Annotated in this window: 15 protein-coding genes, 2 pseudogenes and 1 riboswitch; of the genes and pseudogenes, 6 read left to right on the plus strand and 11 right to left on the minus strand. The window is 61.6% G+C overall.

What is annotated here, in order from left to right:
• The first annotated feature begins 86 nt into the window (after window positions 1-86).
• A complete protein-coding gene (locus BVG12_RS32435) occupies window positions 87-1,229 on the plus strand; it encodes a metallophosphoesterase (RefSeq protein WP_075796006.1) in 1,143 nt (380 codons plus the stop codon).
• 102 nt (window positions 1,230-1,331) lie between these two features.
• Window positions 1,332-2,783 carry a M28 family peptidase gene (locus tag BVG12_RS32440; RefSeq protein WP_075796007.1) on the plus strand — a complete coding sequence of 484 codons (1,452 nt, stop codon included), beginning with the start codon at window positions 1,332-1,334 and terminating at the stop codon, window positions 2,781-2,783.
• Window positions 2,784-2,879: 96 nt separating this feature from the next.
• On the opposite strand, the gene BVG12_RS32445 is transcribed toward BVG12_RS32440, so the two are convergent.
• Window positions 2,880-3,224 carry an Lcl C-terminal domain-containing protein gene (locus BVG12_RS32445; RefSeq protein ID WP_229503776.1) on the minus strand — a complete coding sequence of 115 codons (345 nt, stop codon included), beginning with the start codon at window positions 3,222-3,224 and terminating at the stop codon, window positions 2,880-2,882.
• Between the two features lie 377 nt (window positions 3,225-3,601).
• Between BVG12_RS32445 and BVG12_RS35440 the strand changes: the two genes are divergently transcribed.
• From BVG12_RS35440 to BVG12_RS35445, 3 genes are all read left to right on the plus strand, one after another.
• Window positions 3,602-4,762, plus strand: coding sequence for a choice-of-anchor Q domain-containing protein (locus BVG12_RS35440; protein ID WP_075796009.1), 1,161 nt, complete (start codon window positions 3,602-3,604; stop codon window positions 4,760-4,762).
• A gap of 149 nt (window positions 4,763-4,911) precedes the next feature.
• Window positions 4,912-6,573, plus strand: a complete 1,662-nt coding sequence (locus BVG12_RS34875; RefSeq protein WP_083685592.1) for a choice-of-anchor Q domain-containing protein — start codon at window positions 4,912-4,914, stop codon at window positions 6,571-6,573.
• Between the two features lie 177 nt (window positions 6,574-6,750).
• Complete coding sequence (locus tag BVG12_RS35445; RefSeq protein WP_075796009.1) at window positions 6,751-7,911, plus strand: choice-of-anchor Q domain-containing protein; 1,161 nt, start codon at window positions 6,751-6,753, stop codon at window positions 7,909-7,911.
• Window positions 7,912-8,013: 102 nt separating this feature from the next.
• On the opposite strand, the gene BVG12_RS32470 is transcribed toward BVG12_RS35445, so the two are convergent.
• From BVG12_RS32470 to BVG12_RS35935, 9 genes and pseudogenes are all read right to left on the minus strand, one after another.
• Entirely contained in the window at window positions 8,014-8,685 is a 672-nt protein-coding gene (locus BVG12_RS32470; RefSeq protein ID WP_075796010.1) for an SOS response-associated peptidase, read from the minus strand.
• Window positions 8,686-8,740: 55 nt separating this feature from the next.
• A complete protein-coding gene (locus BVG12_RS32475) occupies window positions 8,741-9,763 on the minus strand; it encodes an acyltransferase (protein ID WP_075796011.1) in 1,023 nt (340 codons plus the stop codon).
• Between the two features lie 335 nt (window positions 9,764-10,098).
• Window positions 10,099-10,200 (minus strand): annotated as a pseudogene (locus tag BVG12_RS35930) (transposase); the annotation flags it as partial.
• 185 nt (window positions 10,201-10,385) lie between these two features.
• A complete protein-coding gene (gene dmeF, locus BVG12_RS32485) occupies window positions 10,386-11,675 on the minus strand; it encodes a CDF family Co(II)/Ni(II) efflux transporter DmeF (protein WP_075796012.1) in 1,290 nt (429 codons plus the stop codon).
• A gap of 82 nt (window positions 11,676-11,757) precedes the next feature.
• Window positions 11,758-11,934, minus strand: a complete 177-nt coding sequence (locus BVG12_RS32490; protein ID WP_075796013.1) for a DUF1289 domain-containing protein — start codon at window positions 11,932-11,934, stop codon at window positions 11,758-11,760.
• Between the two features lie 6 nt (window positions 11,935-11,940).
• Window positions 11,941-12,216: a metal/formaldehyde-sensitive transcriptional repressor gene (locus BVG12_RS32495; RefSeq protein WP_075796014.1), complete on the minus strand. Its 276-nt coding sequence runs from the start codon at window positions 12,214-12,216 to the stop codon at window positions 11,941-11,943.
• 138 nt (window positions 12,217-12,354) lie between these two features.
• Window positions 12,355-13,350, minus strand: coding sequence for a sodium:calcium antiporter (locus BVG12_RS32500; RefSeq protein ID WP_075796015.1), 996 nt, complete (start codon window positions 13,348-13,350; stop codon window positions 12,355-12,357).
• A gap of 59 nt (window positions 13,351-13,409) precedes the next feature.
• Window positions 13,410-13,580, minus strand: a riboswitch (yybP-ykoY riboswitch).
• Between the two features lie 411 nt (window positions 13,581-13,991).
• Entirely contained in the window at window positions 13,992-14,276 is a 285-nt protein-coding gene (locus BVG12_RS32505; protein ID WP_075796016.1) for a transposase, read from the minus strand.
• The gene (locus tag BVG12_RS35935) at window positions 14,180-14,431 is read right to left on the minus strand and encodes a transposase (protein ID WP_370662823.1); all 252 of its coding nucleotides are present in this window, start codon (window positions 14,429-14,431) and stop codon (window positions 14,180-14,182) included. Before BVG12_RS35935 ends, BVG12_RS32505 begins: the two co-directional genes overlap by 97 nt.
• A gap of 486 nt (window positions 14,432-14,917) precedes the next feature.
• Here BVG12_RS35935 and BVG12_RS32515 point away from each other — a divergent pair, with 486 nt between their 5' ends.
• Window positions 14,918-16,123, plus strand: a complete 1,206-nt coding sequence (locus tag BVG12_RS32515) for a GNAT family N-acetyltransferase (protein ID WP_075796018.1) — start codon at window positions 14,918-14,920, stop codon at window positions 16,121-16,123.
• 71 nt (window positions 16,124-16,194) lie between these two features.
• Here the strand turns inward: BVG12_RS32515 and BVG12_RS36000 are convergent.
• Window positions 16,195-16,423, minus strand: a pseudogene (locus BVG12_RS36000) (IS701 family transposase); the annotation flags it as partial.
• Window positions 16,424-16,459: the final 36 nt, after the last annotated feature.

Below are 16,459 nucleotides of genomic sequence, written 5' to 3' on the forward strand. Positions count from 1 at the left end.
CATTGGTTACAGGAAGCCGTTTCCAGACCTTGCAGTCGGCACAGCCTGCCCCATCTTGGAAGCATTATCGACTGCCCGGACTCATCATGGCGCGCCGACGTTCTTTCGTTTCCATTCTTGCCATCCTGCTGTTGTTGCATGCGTATATCGGCCTGCGGCTGCTGCCCGCAATGGACGCCGGCCCCTTCGGGATGTTGGCGGGGACGGTATTGCTTGCCGTCTCTGCCGCGCTCGTGCGGATCGGCCTCGTCGCGCCTAGCCTGCGCCGCTCGCGCTGGTCGGAACCGCTCACATGGGCCGGGCTGCTTGCCATGGGATTCTTTTCCTCGTTGTTCGTGCTGACGCTCGTGCGCGACCTCGTGCTGCTGGCGCTGGCGCTGGGCGGCGCGGGCGGACCGGCATTCACCCATGACAGCGCCGTCGCGGTGCCGTCGCTGGCGCTGGTCGTTTCCTTCATCGGTTTCATCAACGCCCGCCGCGTGGCGCGCGTGGTCAAGGTCGAGGTGCCGATCGAGGGCTTGCCGGAAGATCTGCATGGTTATTCGATCGCCCAGATTTCCGACATCCACGTGGGTCCCACGATACGCCGGCCGTATCTGAACGCCATCGTCACCAAGGTCAATGCGCTCAAGCCGGACGCCATCGCCATCACGGGCGACCTCGTCGACGGCAGCGTGCAGCGCCTGGCCCTGCACACGGAACCGCTGGCGCGCCTGTCCGCGCCGGACGGCGCGTTCTTCGTCACGGGCAATCACGAATATTATTCCGGCGTGGAGCAGTGGGTGGCCGAGGTGCGGCGGCTGGGCCTGCGCGTGCTGATGAACGAGCACGTGATCCGGCGCCGCGGCCGCGCCAAGGTGATGATCGCCGGCGTTACCGACTACACGGCGCAGCACTTCGATCCCGCGCACAAGAGCGATCCGCACCAGGCCGCAGCCGGCGCGCCGGACGACGTCGCGGTACGCATCCTGCTGGCCCACCAGCCGCGCAGCGCGCCCGCCGCCGCGGATGCCGGCTTCGACCTGCAATTGTCCGGCCACACGCACGGCGGCCAGTTCTTCCCGTGGAATCTGTTCGTCCCGTTGCAGCAACCGTTCGTGGCCGGCCTGAACCGCGTACGTTCGCTGTGGGTGTACACGAGCCGCGGCACCGGCTATTGGGGACCGCCCAAGCGCTTCGGCGCGCCGTCCGAAATCACGCTTGTGCGCCTGGTGCCCGGCCGGGCGTGACGGTCTGCGTATTGCTGAGATATATGTACGTCAATATATTTCCCCAAACACACTCGGATGCGTTATCGTTTTGGTTTTTTCACCGACCAAAGGATTGCACGCATGAACCGCCGCCTCCGTCTCCCCGCCTTGAGCCTGATCGCTGCCGCCTGCCTGCTGGGCGCGTCCGCGAGCGCCGCCAATCCCGGCAATGATCCGGCCGCGCTCGCGAAGGTGCGCGATACGGCGCTGCAGAGCGATTATGCCTACCAGCGGCTGGAAGACCTGACGGACCTCGTGGGCCCGCGCCTGTCGGGCTCGCCCGGCGCCGCCGCCGCCGTGACCCAGGTCGCCGACGAGCTGCGCAAGCTCGGCGCCAAGGTCACGCTGCAGCCGATCAAGGTGCCGCACTGGGTGCGCGGCGAAGAGACGGGCGCGCTCGTCGACTACCAGGGCCGTCCGGCCGGCGTCACGCAGAAGATCGTGCTGACGGCGCTGGGCGGATCGGGTGCGACGCCGGCTGCCGGCATCACGGCGCCGGTGATCGTCGTGCGCACGTTCGAGGAACTCAAGGCGCGCGCTGCCGAGGTCAAGGGCCGCATCGTGTTGTTCGACGTGCCGTTCGACCAGAACATGGCCGACCGCGGCCTCGCGGGCACCGCGTACGGCCAGGCCGTCGCATTCCGCGCGGCCGGTCCGCGCATGGCGGCCGAGATGGGCGCCGCGGCGGCCCTCGTGCGCGCCGTCGGCGGCGCGGCTTATCGCATCCCGCACACGGGCGCAACCTTGCTGAAGGACGATGCGCGCATCCCGGCGGCGGCCGTCACCATCGAGGATTCGCTGCTGATCAGCCGCCTGTCCAAGCGCGGCCCGGTCACGATGCATCTGACCCTGACGCCGCAGATCCTGCCGGACGCCGACAGCTATAACGTGATCGCCGACTGGCCGGGCACGGACAAGGCGGACGAGATCGTGCTCGTGTCGGGCCACCTGGATTCCTGGGACCTCGCCACCGGCGCCAACGACGATGGCTCGGGCGTCGTCAGCGCGATGGAAGTGATCAATACCTTGCGCAAGCTGGACTACCACGCGCGCCGCACGATCCGCGTCGTCGCGTGGATGAACGAGGAGAACGGCGGCCGCGGCGGTCACACGTACGACGCCGTCAACAAGAAGGTCGCCGACAAGCATTTTGCCGCGTACGAGGACGACGGCGGCTCGGGCCGTCCGTTCGGCCTGCATGCCGGCATCAGCCAGACGGGCGCCAAACTGCTGGCGCCGCTGCAGGCGGCCCTGTATCCGATGGGGGCGGGCGCATTCCGCCGCGACGACGTCGTCGGTTCCGGCGATCTGCACGACCTGGAAGATTCCGGCGTACCGACCTTCGAGCCCTGGATCGATTCCTCCGATTATTTTAATTATCACCATACCCCCGCCGATACCTTCGATAAGGTGAATCCGGACAACCTGCGCCGCCACGCCGCCGTTATGGCGACGACGGCCTGGTTCCTGGCCAATCTGGACCAGCCGCTCGGCCGCTCCAATGTCGTGACCGAGGCGAAGGCCGCCAAGTAATCGCGTAGTCGACAGGCGCGACGGTGCTAACGGGCGCCGTCGCGTCCGCCTGTCCGGCTGTCGCGTCATCCCCGACGCGGCGCCGGTCTGCGTGCGTCAGCCGGCGTCGATGCGCCGGATCGCACGGGCGTGGCCGCGGAACGGGCGGCCGTACACGGTCTGGATGCCGCTGGCAAAGTTTTGTCCCCAGACCAGTTGTGGCCGCGTGTCGTGCGGCTCGTTCGACCAGTACCAGACGCGATCGAAGCGCTCGCGCAGGTTGGCGAACAGCAGGGCGAGTTCGCGCCGCGTCGGCAGCTCGCCATCCTCCGCGGCCGCCCACTCGCGTGCGGCCGGCCAGCTGACGTCGGACGCTTCGTCCGGCAGCAGCACGAGGTGGTAGTCGGACTCGCCGTTCTTGCCGAGTATCAGGCCGGCATAGGCTTCGCCTTCCTTCAACATTTCTTGGATCCTCAGGTAATCACCCATTGCGCAACCCTTTCGTCATGACTTCATGTCTTGCGGTCTCGTATGACCACCGATCGCCGCGCTTGGTTGCGACACGCGATACGACCTAGCTCATAACGGAGTGCGCTGCAGTCGTTCTCAGCGCTTCCGCTGTCACTGATCCACGGCAATTGTTAAACGATGGCGCCAGGGAGGTGCCGTCGTCGCATCGAAAAAGTTTGCAATTGCCAATCTGTAAGCTGTTGATTCTCATCGGGAATATCTTTTATTTGTTCGTTACCACGGGAAATTTTTTTTCAAAAAGATTGAACTTAAGCAGTTTCCTTGCATCAAAGGGTTACTTTCACTTCTTAATGCAAGGATTTTTCCCGATGAAAAAACTGGTGACCTCCTCGAACCTCCGTCTCAACACCCTGCTGTGCTGCAGCGCCGCCGTTCTGTTGTCCGCGGGCGGCAGCGCCATGGCGATGAGCACGCCGGCCACCACGTATAACTACTATGTGTCGCCGACCGGTTCCGACTCGGCTGCCGGCACGAAGTACGCCCCGTTCAAGACCCTGGCCCGCGCCGCCAAGGCCGCGACCCGTCCGAGCACGACCGTCTGGGTTGCGCCGGGCACCTACGCCGGCGGCATCAAGACCACCTATAGCGGCACCGCGTCCGCCCGTATCTACTGGGTGTCGACGACGAAGTGGGGCGCGAAGATCGTCCCGCCGGCCAGCTCGACCAACAACAATGCGTGGGACAACCGCGGCAACTACGTCAGCATCATCGGCTTCGACGTCGACGGCACCAACTCGGGCAGCGGCACGAAATGGACGCACGGTATCTACACCGGCGGTTCGTACGGCATGATCGCCAACAACCACATCCACAACATCGCGAAGTCGGTGACCTGCACGAGCGCGGGCGGTTCGGCGATCGGTGTCGACAGCTACTACCACGGCGTCATGACGGATGTGGTCGGCAACGTCGTCAACGACATCGGCCCGGCGGGCTGCACCTACGTCCAGGGCATCTATTTCAGCACTTCGGGTTCGATCAAGAACAACCTGGTCTACCGCGTGGGCGCGGTGGCGATCCACCTGTGGCACGACGCCAATAACGTGGTCATCACGAACAACACGGCCACGGCATCGAACTTCGGCATGGTGATCGGAGGCGGCGACTTTTATTACACGACGGCGGGTGCCAACAATGTATTCGTTGCGAACAACATCGTGTACGACAACAAGTACGGCATCTCGGAGCAGGGCGTGACGGGCAAGCAGAACGTCTACAAGAACAACCTCGTGACGAAGAACTCGACCTACAACATTTCGCTGCGCAATGGTCTCGTGGCCACGTCGACGGTCAGCTCCGATCCGCTGTTCAAGGCGTACTCGCGCACCGCGACGACGCCCGACTTCCACCTGACCACCAGCTCGCCGGCCATCGCCCGCGGTACCGCGACCAACGCCTACCCGACCGACCTGGACGGCAAACCCCGTAACGCCACGACGGGTTACGACATCGGCGCCTACCAGCACTGATTTTCCACTCGTAGTACCGGTCCGGCTTGCCGGACCCAAGCATCCGCGGCGGCCCGCCGCGGGTTCGCTTCCCAGTGTTGCGCCTGCTAACACCGACGCCGCCGGCCTCGCGCCCGCGGCAAGGGAACCCACGCACTCAAGGACTGTAAATGAAACAACGACTCAATATCGCGTTCACCACCCGTATCAACGTACTGCTGTGCAGCAGCGCCGCCGTCCTCCTCGCCGGCTGCGGCGGCGCGGGCGATGCATCGACCGGTTCGCCGACCCAGACGGCAGCCTATGTCGGCACCAATACGGGCACTGGACAACCGAGTGAGCCGAATACGGTCGATGCCGGCACGACGGCGACCGGCGGCGCATCGAACGATTTCGCCGTGAGCGGCTACGACACGAATCCGCGCGCGGGCGCCGGCTCGATCAACGGCGCGATCGCCAGCGCGGCCGCCGCCGCGAGCGGGACGCAGACCCGCCTGCTGGCCAGCATCACGTCGGTCGACACGTCGAGCGCCAGCACCCAGGTGACCCAGTTGTATCAGAGCCTGCTCGGCCGTGCGCCGGACGACGCCGGTCTCGCTTACTGGACACAGGCCGTGGCCAACGGCGTGCCGCTCTCCGCGGTCGAAGCGGCGATCCGCGGCAGCGCCGAATATACGAGCCTGCACGACACCAGCACCGTCAGCGGCACCGGCACCGGCACCGTCGGCGGCACCGGCACCGATACTGGCAGTGGCGGCGGGTCGACGGTGACAGTACCTGCGACCACGTACAACTACTACGTGTCGCCGACGGGTTCGGACACGGCGGCCGGCACGAAGGCCGCGCCGTTCAAGACCCTGGCCCGCGCCGCGAAGGCCGCGGCGAAGGGCAGCACCACGGTCTGGGTCGCACCGGGCACGTACGCCGGCGGCATCAAGACGACGGCCAGCGGTACCAGCGCGGCCCGCATCTACTGGGTGTCGACGACGAAGTGGGGCGCGAAGATCGTCCCGCCGGCCAATTCGACCAACAACAATGCGTGGGACAACCGCGGCAACTACGTCAGCATCATCGGCTTCGACGTCGACGGCACCAACTCGGGCAGCGGCACGAAATGGACGCACGGTATCTACACCGGCGGTTCGTACGGCATGATCGCCGACAACCACATCCACAACGTCGCGAAGTCGGTGACCTGCACGAGTTCCGGCGGTTCGGCGATCGGTGTCGACAGCTACTACCACGGCGTTATGACGGATGTGGTCGGCAACGTCGTCAACGACATCGGTCCGGCGGGTTGCACGTACGTCCAGGGCATCTATTTCAGCACCTCGGGCACGATCAAGAACAACCTGGTCTACCGCGTGGGCGCGGTGGCGATCCACCTGTGGCATGACGCCACCAATGTGATCATCACCAACAACACGGCCGCGGCGTCGAACTTCGGCATGGTGATCGGCGGCGGCGACTTTTATTACACGACGGCGGGTGCCAACAATGTATTCGTTGCGAACAATATCGTGTACGACAACAAGTACGGCATCTCGGAGCAGGGCGTGACGGGCAAGCAAAACGTCTACAAGAACAACCTGATCTACAAGAACACGACGTATAACACGTCGCTGCGCAATGGTCTCGTGGCCACGTCGACGGTCAGCTCGGATCCGCTGTTCAAGGCGTACTCGCGCACCGCGACGACGCCCGACTTCCACCTGACCACCAGCTCGCCGGTCATCGGCCGCGGTACCGCGACCAACGCCTACCCGACCGACCTGGACGGCAAGCCGCGTAACGGTACGACGGGTTACGACATCGGCGCCTACCAGCACTGATCGCGGTAGTTGGCGTATGGCCCGGTTCGGGAAGACTCGATCTTCCTGGGCCGGGCCTTTTTCATTTGTTCTTAAGTGTTTGTTACTACAGGAAATTTTTTTTAAAAAAGGTTGAACTCCGGCAGTTTCCTTGCATCAAAGGGTTACTTTCACTTCTTAATGCAAGGATTTTTCCCGATGAAAAAACTGGTGACCTCCTCGAACCTCCGTCTCAACACCCTGCTGTGCTGCAGCGCCGCCGTTCTGTTGTCCGCGGGCGGCAGCGCCATGGCGATGAGCACGCCGGCCACCACGTATAACTACTATGTGTCGCCGACCGGTTCCGACTCGGCTGCCGGCACGAAGTACGCCCCGTTCAAGACCCTGGCCCGCGCCGCCAAGGCCGCGACCCGTCCGAGCACGACCGTCTGGGTTGCGCCGGGCACCTACGCCGGCGGCATCAAGACCACCTATAGCGGCACCGCGTCCGCCCGTATCTACTGGGTGTCGACGACGAAGTGGGGCGCGAAGATCGTCCCGCCGGCCAGCTCGACCAACAACAATGCGTGGGACAACCGCGGCAACTACGTCAGCATCATCGGCTTCGACGTCGACGGCACCAACTCGGGCAGCGGCACGAAATGGACGCACGGTATCTACACCGGCGGTTCGTACGGCATGATCGCCAACAACCACATCCACAACATCGCGAAGTCGGTGACCTGCACGAGCGCGGGCGGTTCGGCGATCGGTGTCGACAGCTACTACCACGGCGTCATGACGGATGTGGTCGGCAACGTCGTCAACGACATCGGCCCGGCGGGCTGCACCTACGTCCAGGGCATCTATTTCAGCACTTCGGGTTCGATCAAGAACAACCTGGTCTACCGCGTGGGCGCGGTGGCGATCCACCTGTGGCACGACGCCAATAACGTGGTCATCACGAACAACACGGCCACGGCATCGAACTTCGGCATGGTGATCGGAGGCGGCGACTTTTATTACACGACGGCGGGTGCCAACAATGTATTCGTTGCGAACAACATCGTGTACGACAACAAGTACGGCATCTCGGAGCAGGGCGTGACGGGCAAGCAGAACGTCTACAAGAACAACCTCGTGACGAAGAACTCGACCTACAACATTTCGCTGCGCAATGGTCTCGTGGCCACGTCGACGGTCAGCTCCGATCCGCTGTTCAAGGCGTACTCGCGCACCGCGACGACGCCCGACTTCCACCTGACCACCAGCTCGCCGGCCATCGCCCGCGGTACCGCGACCAACGCTTACCCGACCGACCTGGACGGCAAACCCCGTAACGCCACGACGGGTTACGACATCGGCGCCTACCAGCACTAAGGCCAGCACTAAGGCCAGCACTAAGGTCACCACCGGGCCCGCACGAAGCCCGGGCGACGCAAGCAACGGTCCGCATGCCTCCAGGCGTGCGGACCGTTTTTCTTAGTCGTTCAGGGGCGCGGTGATCCCAGGCCCGTCCGCGCCGGCCCGGTTCACGGCCGTGCTCACCTTGTACCATTCGAACGCGTCGGCCGGCACGGCGGCATGGCGCGCCAGTTCGATCGCCTGCTGGGGCGACAGGTCCGGATCGAGCCACAGCTTCGCGTCCTCCGCTTCCAGCACGACAGGACGGCGATCGTGGATGTCCAGCATGCCGCCCGAGGCGTCGTCCGTGACGATGACGAAACCGGCCTCGGCGCGGTTCTCCTCGAACGGACCGAAGTTGGCGACGGCCAGCATGAACAGCGGACCGTGATCCTTGCGATGGATGTGCCAGGGCTGCTTGTGGCCTTTTTCGCCTGTCCACTCGTACCAGCCGTCGGCCGGCACGATGCCGCGCCCGTTCTTGACGAGCCGCGACCAGTAGCGATTGGCCAGTTTTTCCAGGCGCGCATTGATGACGATGGGCACTTTACCTTCAGCCCATTTGGCCCGGTAACTCCAGAACACATCGTCCACGCGATGCTCGCCGTCCTGCACGTGCATGACGGGACGATACGTACCGGGCGACGCGTTCGGCGTCGGCCTCGACTCGCTGTCGAGCACGGCGTCGGTCCAGCCGATCAGGTTGGCGTAATGGCGCGCCGTCTGGCTTTGATCAAATCGTCCACACATGGGACGATGGTAGCGCAGATGGCGGACAACGGCCGTCCGTTAGCGCGGCGCGCTGTTATGCCACGAAGCGGCGGGTGAGCGGGAAGCGCGCCAACAGCCCCGTCAATGCCAGCGACAGCACGAAGACGACGGCGACGACGATGATGTCCCAGCCCGGCAGCGCATGCATGGGATTGTCCGGCCCGGCGAGCGGGTCGACGAACAGGTTGTGCGACGCATAGATGCCCAGCACGAGCGGACCGAGCCCCGCCAACCGGGGGAAGCGCAGCGGCGCCGGATCGGACAGCGCCAGCATGGCGACGCCCAGTCCATAAAAATAGGTGCCGACCACGAAATCCTGCGCCATATTCGTGCCCCAGCGCGCGTGCAGCCAGGCGAGCTCGACCAGTTGCAGCGCCAGACCGCCCAGCGCCAGCGCCGGGCCCAGCCAGCGCCACGCCGGGGCGGGGCCAAGGCGGCGCAGCCAGACGCCGCTCGCGAACATGAGCAGGCTGAAGCACAAGCCGTTGCGCACATTGACGTGCGTGTGAAAGCCGAACGGCGTGTCCGCATAGGCCTTGCCGGCAAGGCCGACGCCGTACAGCAACAGCGCCAGCACGAGCAGGGTGCGTTCCATCCGGCGGGCGAGCAGGGCGCCGCTGACGAGGGCGGCCAGCGCCAGCGCCGGCAGGAACCACAAATGCACCTTGGTCCCCTGCAGCAGCAAGGTGGGCAGGCCGGGCAGCGGTCGCGCGGCCGCCCGCAGTCCCGTCGCCAGGCTATCCGCTGACCAGGCTGCTTCCGCCACGTTGACCAGGAAATAGATCACCGACCAGACTACGAACAGCAAGTAAACGCGCCGCGCGAGCGCCAGGCCGGCCGTCCAGCAGCCGGCGCCGTCCCGACAGCGGCCGGCCCAGAAATAGCCGGACAGGATGAAGAACAGGGGGACCGCGAAACGCTCCAGCTGGTCGCATAGCGTGCGTGTATCGAAGCGCAATCCGACGGCGTCCGGACCCGTGTGCGGTGCCGTGTGCAGGGCGATGACGGCGGCGATCGCCAGGACGCGGAATGCGTCCACGGATTGGATGCGGGCCATACGGAAGACGGCAGGTTTGGGGCGGTAGGGAAGGGCAGCAGAAAACCGATGGTGCCCGGAACCGGGATCGTATAGCTGAGCGCGCGAGAAGAGGCTGTGCGGTTTTGACCAGATATTGAATAACATATACCGTCAAAAATACTACGAAGCTTTCTCGTGTCGTCGGCTCGGTCCCACTGTCCCGTGTACATCGTATCACGCGAGAGCGGCTCGCAGCGTCAACGTTGGCTCGATCCGATACGATTTGGTGGTGCTCGCGGAGGCGCCGCAAAACCGCCTCATGGACACTCTGCCGGACACTGCTTGCATCCGTTCGTGAAGGCGACGCCAGCACGTCATTCCACTGCCGCACCGAACTCACGTGGCAGATATTCCCAAGGTATCCCTGTTCTGACGACGGATAGGATGCCTCTTAGGGCAGCACGATCATGATGCGGGGTCCGCCTTCTGGCGCACGACTTGGGTCGGAAGTTGAGCGGCTATAAGCGACCAAAGGTCTTCAGGGAGAAGTTCCTGGGCCATGGCATGAGTCCGTTTGCGAGCAGGGCCGCCATAACGATGGCCGATCCATGGCCGTGCACCTCCGCGATCGGCCTGTTTTGTCGACAACCGGTTCGGTCTCCTATACCGGACCCCGCATCTGGTTGACCTCAACAGTCAAGTGAGATAGCCCTTGTAAACGATCGAGTTTTTCATGGTAGAAAGCGGGATTGCGCTGAAGGTCCTCGGTAACGACAGAAACCAACGCGCTCATGTGACCCGGGCCAAGCCGCCATACGTGGAGGTCGAGCACGTTGTCTCCACTGTCCTCGATCACGTTGCGCACCTTGTCGGCCATTTTCCGGTCAGTATTCATGTCCAGCAGGATGCCGCCGGTGTCGCGCATCAGGCCGAACGACCAGTTCGCGATCACCAGTGCGCCGATCACGCCGGCCAGCGGGTCCATCCAAAGCCAGTTGAATTCTTTTGCCAGCACGAGGCCGATAATGGCCAGCACCGAGACGGCTGCATCCGCCATGACATGGATGTAGGCGGCGCGCATGTTGTGGTCGCGGTGAGCCGCGTCATGGCCGTTGCCATGGTCGTGCGGATGTTCGTCGAATTCCACCGCGTGGTCGCCATCCGGCAGCCGGAGGATGACCTTGAATGCGTGCGGCTCGGGAATCTCTTCCTTCGACTCGAGGTATCGGCCCCGGTCCGCGAACGTGAAGGATTGTTGCGCACCATCGGGACGAACCGTCGTGACGGAAAGTGCCGAGGCCGCCAGCTTCGTGCTTGCGGACTCGGAGGTAAGGCGGAAAACGGGCGGTACGCCATCTTCGAAGATCGACAGAGAAACCATTCCCGACGACGTCGCGATTCGCTGCGCCTCTTCCTCATCGTCGAGCCCATCATCATGGTCGTGTCCGTGGCTGTGTCCATGGCTATGCCCGTGACTATGACCATGATGGTCGCCGCTCAACAACCACACGCTCGCGATGTTGACCAGCAGGCCGACCACTGCGATCGGAATCGCTTCGCCGAAGTGGATGGGCACCGGCGAGAGGAAGCGTGTGACGGCTTCATAGCCGATCAAGAGGGCGATCATCGCAAGCACGATGGCGCTGGTAAAACCTGCCAAGTCGCCGAGCTTGCCGGTGCCGAAGACGAAACGCGCGTCACTCGCGTGCTTGCGCGCGTAGGTGTACGCGAGCGCTGCAATCAGCATTGCGCCCGCGTGCGTGGACATGTGCAGGCCGTCGGCAACCAGCGCCAACGAACCGAACAGGCTGCCGCCGACGATTTCGAGCAGCATCATCGCACTGCACAGCGCAATTACTGCCCACGTCTTGCGTTCGTTGTTTTCGTGGCCGGCGCCCAGAAAAATGTGGTCGTGACCCGCTCCGAAGGCAGCGTCTTCGAAACGGCTCATCTCCTTCCCTCGTTCGGGACGACCTTGGGCAGGAATAGGGGAGTGTGTCAGGTCTTGCATGAGGTTTCCTTGGCCGGCCGTGCTATCGCCCGGCCAGTTTTTTCTCGCGTCGTGCGCGTTCGTTGACGATCTGGTGTCTGCGGTGATCGGTCATCTTCTTCCACTCGCGTGCTTCGGCGAGCGTGCGCAGGCAGCCAGTGCAGAAGCCGGTCTTTCCGTCGAACTGGCATAGCTCGACACAGGGCGATTTGACGGCCATCGATGCTTACTTGAGGTATGAGCGGATCACGTCGAGGAGCTCGCTTGTGCCTTCGGCACGAGCGGCCTCAGTCAGGTCGCTGGCAGCGACGTGTTCCCGCACATGGTCCTCGATCACTTCCGCTATCAGGCCATTCATGGCCCCCCGGCTAGCAGCCAGCAGGTGCAGAACCTCGGCACACCCTGCTTCAGACGCCAGAGCACGTTCGATCGCCTCTACCTGACCACGTATGCGGCGTACGCGGGCAAGCAGTTTTGCCTTTTCTCTTGTCGTGTGGGACAAATGAACACCTTCAAATATAGGGTAAGGGGGTATATTATCATTGAACGCGAGCGTCGATCGATGGGACCGTGACGGCCACCGTGTTGTCGACTCCAATGCCGACATCAGGCGGCGCAGGCCGCCCGTATCAAACCGTGATTACATCAGGAATGGCAAGCCGGCAGCGAACACAATGTAGAGCGCCCCGAACACGGCCAACTTCCTTGCACTCAAATGGCGGTGCTTCAGGAACCAGTACAGCCCGACGATCGACGCGACCGTCACGACCGCGGCCCATACAAGTGACCGGTCCAGCATCCATGGCGTGAAAAACAGTCCCAGCGCGCTGGGTATGGTGGCCTGGATCATCATGGCGCCGCTGATGTTGGCAAGCGCCAGGTCCGACTTTCCTTGCCGGACCCAGATGACGGCGTTCATGGTTTCCGGCAGCTCCGTCGCGATCGGGCTCAGCAGTAATGCGACCAGTTGCGCCGGCAATCCGAGGAGAGGTCCTACCTCGCCGATTTCGCGCACGAACAATTGGGAAGCAGCGAAGATCGCGGCCAGTGCGCCAACCGTCTGCGCGACTGCCCACACGGTACGCGGGTTGTCGGCACGCGGCGTAAGCTTGAGGGGCTCAAGTTCCTCGGCGTCCGCCATTTCACCTGAAGCAGTCATCTCGCGCCAGACATAGACGCCGTATGCGATCAAGAACAGCACACCCAGCCACGGCTTGTATGCGAACGCGACGACACCCAGGCCGACCTTGCATAGGAAGACGGCCAGAAACCATCGTTGGTCGTCCAGCAGACGTCGTGCCGCTGGACGGGAAACGACGCGCCGCTCTTGCGTATGTTGAACAGTCATGAACGCGATGCCGACCACGGCATACGCAATGGTTGCGAGAACCAGGGGACCACCAAGGGCGGCGCCGACACCGATTTCCTTGTGCGCCGAATCATGCCCGAGGGCGACGGCAACGAAGGTCACGACGCTCTCGGGCAGTGCGGTGCCAAAGGCCGCAAGCACCGTCCCGGTCGCGGTCTGCGAGATGCCAAAGCGATGACCCACCCATTCCACGCCGTTGACGAAATATTCGCACGACACATAGATTGCAGCGGCTGAAAGAAGGAGGAGCACGAAGGGGACTAGCATAGCGCCCCCATGGGAACGACGGCGGCAGAATCAGTACGGAAGATTTTTTTTGACACAACAGCTCCAAGCCGGACGAAAACCGATGACCACATGCCCCGTCCGGCCTGGAAGGGCAATATGGTCAAAGGTCTTGCAAGGCTTGACGAGCCGCTTGCGCCATGGCCTGCTGGCCAAGGATGTTGACGCAAGCTCCTTTCAGAGAAAGGTAGCTACTCCCCAATGACGGGCGCATTGTAGCAGCGCAAATATGCAGCGTCCATCATTTCCGACGCAAAAGCGGTAGTCGAAAATCATGGGCTACTCCGACTTAGATGAGCAAATTGTCTATAGCTTGGCGCGCCTCCGCGGGTCAGAAATAGGTTTAGTTAGGCGTACATGGTCCCCCGGTTTGCCAAGCCCTCAATTCGTGGCGGCGTGAAGGTAAAGATTGCACCCGTACATTCGGCTTCGATTGCGACAATTTGTCGCGGTCCCTGATGGGATGTGCTGGTTAGTGCCCGATCGCTCTATCGCACTCCGCGTGCCAGCCTAACAGCGGGCTTTACCAACCGCGGTCTTACCTGACTGCCATCACTGCATAATTGCCTGTGCAATCGGCGGAATCGATAACCTCGTACTGCCGTTACTCTGTGCCGGTCGGATTACGCAGCGACGTAATCGGACCGGAAATTCCTGTCGTGTACCCGTAGTGCCCACGCGATCCGCGCATTCTTGTTCGCCAGTGCGACTGCTGCCACGTTCTTGTTACGCCGACCGAGCAATTTGCCCAGCCAACCCTGCACATTGGCCTTGCGTTCGAGTTGCCGAATGACCGCTCGAGCGCCATGGATCAGCAGCGTGTGCAGGTACGTGTCGCCGCCCTTGCTGATCCCCTGCAAACTCGCCTTCCCGCCGGACGAGCGCAGCTTTGGTACCGGGCCGGCCAAGCCGCCAACTGGCGGCCGTTCGTAAAATTCTTCGCATCGCCAACCGAAGCGATCACGGCACTGGCGGTAATCATGCCAAGCCCGTATTTTCTCCAGCTTGCACATGCGCGGAGGTGCCAACCCAGCCGACTCGCCAACTTGCATCGACCCTTCATTGGAATCGCCCGCTTGAGCTTTGACCGGCATCTAAATCATTGGTCCCGTAAATCATTTTCAGTTTTGCTGAATTGACCTTTCTTATGTGCGTTTTTTCACATAATTAACGTTCTGAAAGGTTGGTTATAGTACAGCTTTCATTGTCATATCATCATCTGCATCGCTTTCGGCATGCAGGCAAAACCGTGACATCGTACAGTTATTGGCGAAGTCGCGTCATGTTGCTGCTAGGCAGCTTTAACGAACAGACCCGGGTTCAGGGCCTGACGTACGATCAGTTCGGGAGAAAATTGGAAGCCGCAATCGAGGTGAGGACAAAGGCAATATTTGCGTTTTCGCGATAAAAAGAATCAAGTCGACTTCCAGTCACAAACTTTTAGGTAATTATCGCGGCAGCCTAATAGCGGATGCACATCTCGGTAACTACTTTGAAGACGAGTGGAGATAATGGCGGTATCGTAAATTAACTGATCAGTGAGCGAGACATGACTTATATCACGAGGCTACACAAGAATAAACTGTTGATGTCCGATGAAATTGCTCGTTCGCGGGCCGGGCGTTATTTCGAGCATTTCGAACTGAGCGCTATAGCCGATTACCACGATCGGCCGGATATACTGGCTATCTGGTCCCGCATGCTGGCCACGGCTTTGGGACCGGAAACATTGTATCAGTCGCCAGAATTTTTCGACTATCTAAGCAATACTGCGCAAGGGCCCGGTACGACTCATGAACTCCTCATTGTTCGCCGGAAGTCGGATCACTCGGTGGTTGGCTGCGTTCCGATTCGGACAATTAGCTGCGATCTCAACTTCCGTTTCGGCCATATAACTCTGTTCAGGCGAAAACTGCGTGCTTGTCAAATCCTTGGGAGTGTCCCACTGTTAGATCTCACGCAAGAAGGTGTCGTCAAGTCGCTCCTCCAGCAGCTGCTTAAACGTTATACGAAGTGCGACGTACTATACATGCAGGCCTTTCCCAAGGAAGCTAGCGCGATGCTTCAAAAAATTGAAGGCGTGTCCGCTTATGTTTTAAACGGCTGGCGCGTATGCCACACGCAACCGTTGCCAAACAGCGTTGACGCATACTTACAGAAATTCAGTTCAAAGAAACGCTACAATCTATCGCGTCAGGTCCGTTTGCTGACTCAAGCCGCCGGTCCGTTGCAGGTACTGTGCATCGAGTATCCGGAGCAGGTTACGAAAATGCTTGATGCAGTTGTCGCAATTGACTCGGCCAAAAACATGGACCGGGATGGTGAACAGGCGCGCTTGGAAGGCTTGGCACGCTATGGACTCTTGCTGTCTTATGTAATTCGCTGCGGCGAGGAAAATATAGCTGTTGTGTACGGCTCCCGTTCGGCATCCGTCTGGCACATCCATAAGATCTCCACCAATCCCGATTATCTGCACCTGTCCGCCGGCACCAGTGCCATTCACCTTGCCGTGCAAGATGTGCTGACTAAGTTCTCATTCACACATATCGACTTCGGTTACGGCACTCCGAACGCGGAATTTCGTTCGACCCATGTATTAAAGCCGCGTGGTCTTGTTTTATTGCACCGCGCACGCAGCTTGACAGCTATGCTGTTAACGCTTCATCGCGTGTGCGATGGTGTAAACGAAGCGCTGACCAGACAGCTCAAGCAGGTAAAAAAGCGGTTTACGCTTGCTCCGAAATTTCTTCGCTAATATGTGATGCAAGCGTGCGAACAGGGCGCTAAGGCCTCTTGAGGACGCAAAGAAACCGCGTCCCTCACGGTCGCTTCGGACAGAATGAACTGCAGACACTACCTCGGCCGCCTGTGCATGCACCAGTGGTTCGGCATCAATCAGCGCAGTGAGTGTTTTGGATCGATCGCGCGGCATCAGCAGGTCCGCCAGATAAAGTGCGAAAGCCGTGCCGCTGCGCGAGCGTATGGAACAGGGGAATTGCACCGCAAATTCTTCCAATGCTCCTGATGCAGGCAGACAGGGCGAACGAGCGGACATGATGGCAGCCCTCCTGCTCTTGGACAGCAGGACGTC

Source organism: Massilia putida (genome assembly GCF_001941825.1).
GTDB lineage: Bacteria > Pseudomonadota > Gammaproteobacteria > Burkholderiales > Burkholderiaceae_D > Telluria > Telluria putida.

Coding starts and splice junctions, on each gene's coding strand:
- BVG12_RS32435 (WP_075796006.1), top strand. CDS start 87: ATGGCGCGCCGACGTTCTTTCGTTTCCATTCTTGCCATCCTGCTGTTG.
- BVG12_RS32440 (WP_075796007.1), top strand. CDS start 1,332: ATGAACCGCCGCCTCCGTCTCCCCGCCTTGAGCCTGATCGCTGCCGCC.
- BVG12_RS32445 (WP_229503776.1), bottom strand. CDS start 3,224: ATGTTGAAGGAAGGCGAAGCCTATGCCGGCCTGATACTCGGCAAGAAC.
- BVG12_RS35440 (WP_075796009.1), top strand. CDS start 3,602: ATGAAAAAACTGGTGACCTCCTCGAACCTCCGTCTCAACACCCTGCTG.
- BVG12_RS34875 (WP_083685592.1), top strand. CDS start 4,912: ATGAAACAACGACTCAATATCGCGTTCACCACCCGTATCAACGTACTG.
- BVG12_RS35445 (WP_075796009.1), top strand. CDS start 6,751: ATGAAAAAACTGGTGACCTCCTCGAACCTCCGTCTCAACACCCTGCTG.
- BVG12_RS32470 (WP_075796010.1), bottom strand. CDS start 8,685: ATGTGTGGACGATTTGATCAAAGCCAGACGGCGCGCCATTACGCCAAC.
- BVG12_RS32475 (WP_075796011.1), bottom strand. CDS start 9,763: ATGGCCCGCATCCAATCCGTGGACGCATTCCGCGTCCTGGCGATCGCC.
- dmeF (WP_075796012.1), bottom strand. CDS start 11,675: ATGAGCCGTTTCGAAGACGCTGCCTTCGGAGCGGGTCACGACCACATT.
- BVG12_RS32490 (WP_075796013.1), bottom strand. CDS start 11,934: ATGGCCGTCAAATCGCCCTGTGTCGAGCTATGCCAGTTCGACGGAAAG.
- BVG12_RS32500 (WP_075796015.1), bottom strand. CDS start 13,350: ATGCTAGTCCCCTTCGTGCTCCTCCTTCTTTCAGCCGCTGCAATCTAT.
- BVG12_RS35935 (WP_370662823.1), bottom strand. CDS start 14,431: ATGAAGGGTCGATGCAAGTTGGCGAGTCGGCTGGGTTGGCACCTCCGC.
- BVG12_RS32515 (WP_075796018.1), top strand. CDS start 14,918: ATGACTTATATCACGAGGCTACACAAGAATAAACTGTTGATGTCCGAT.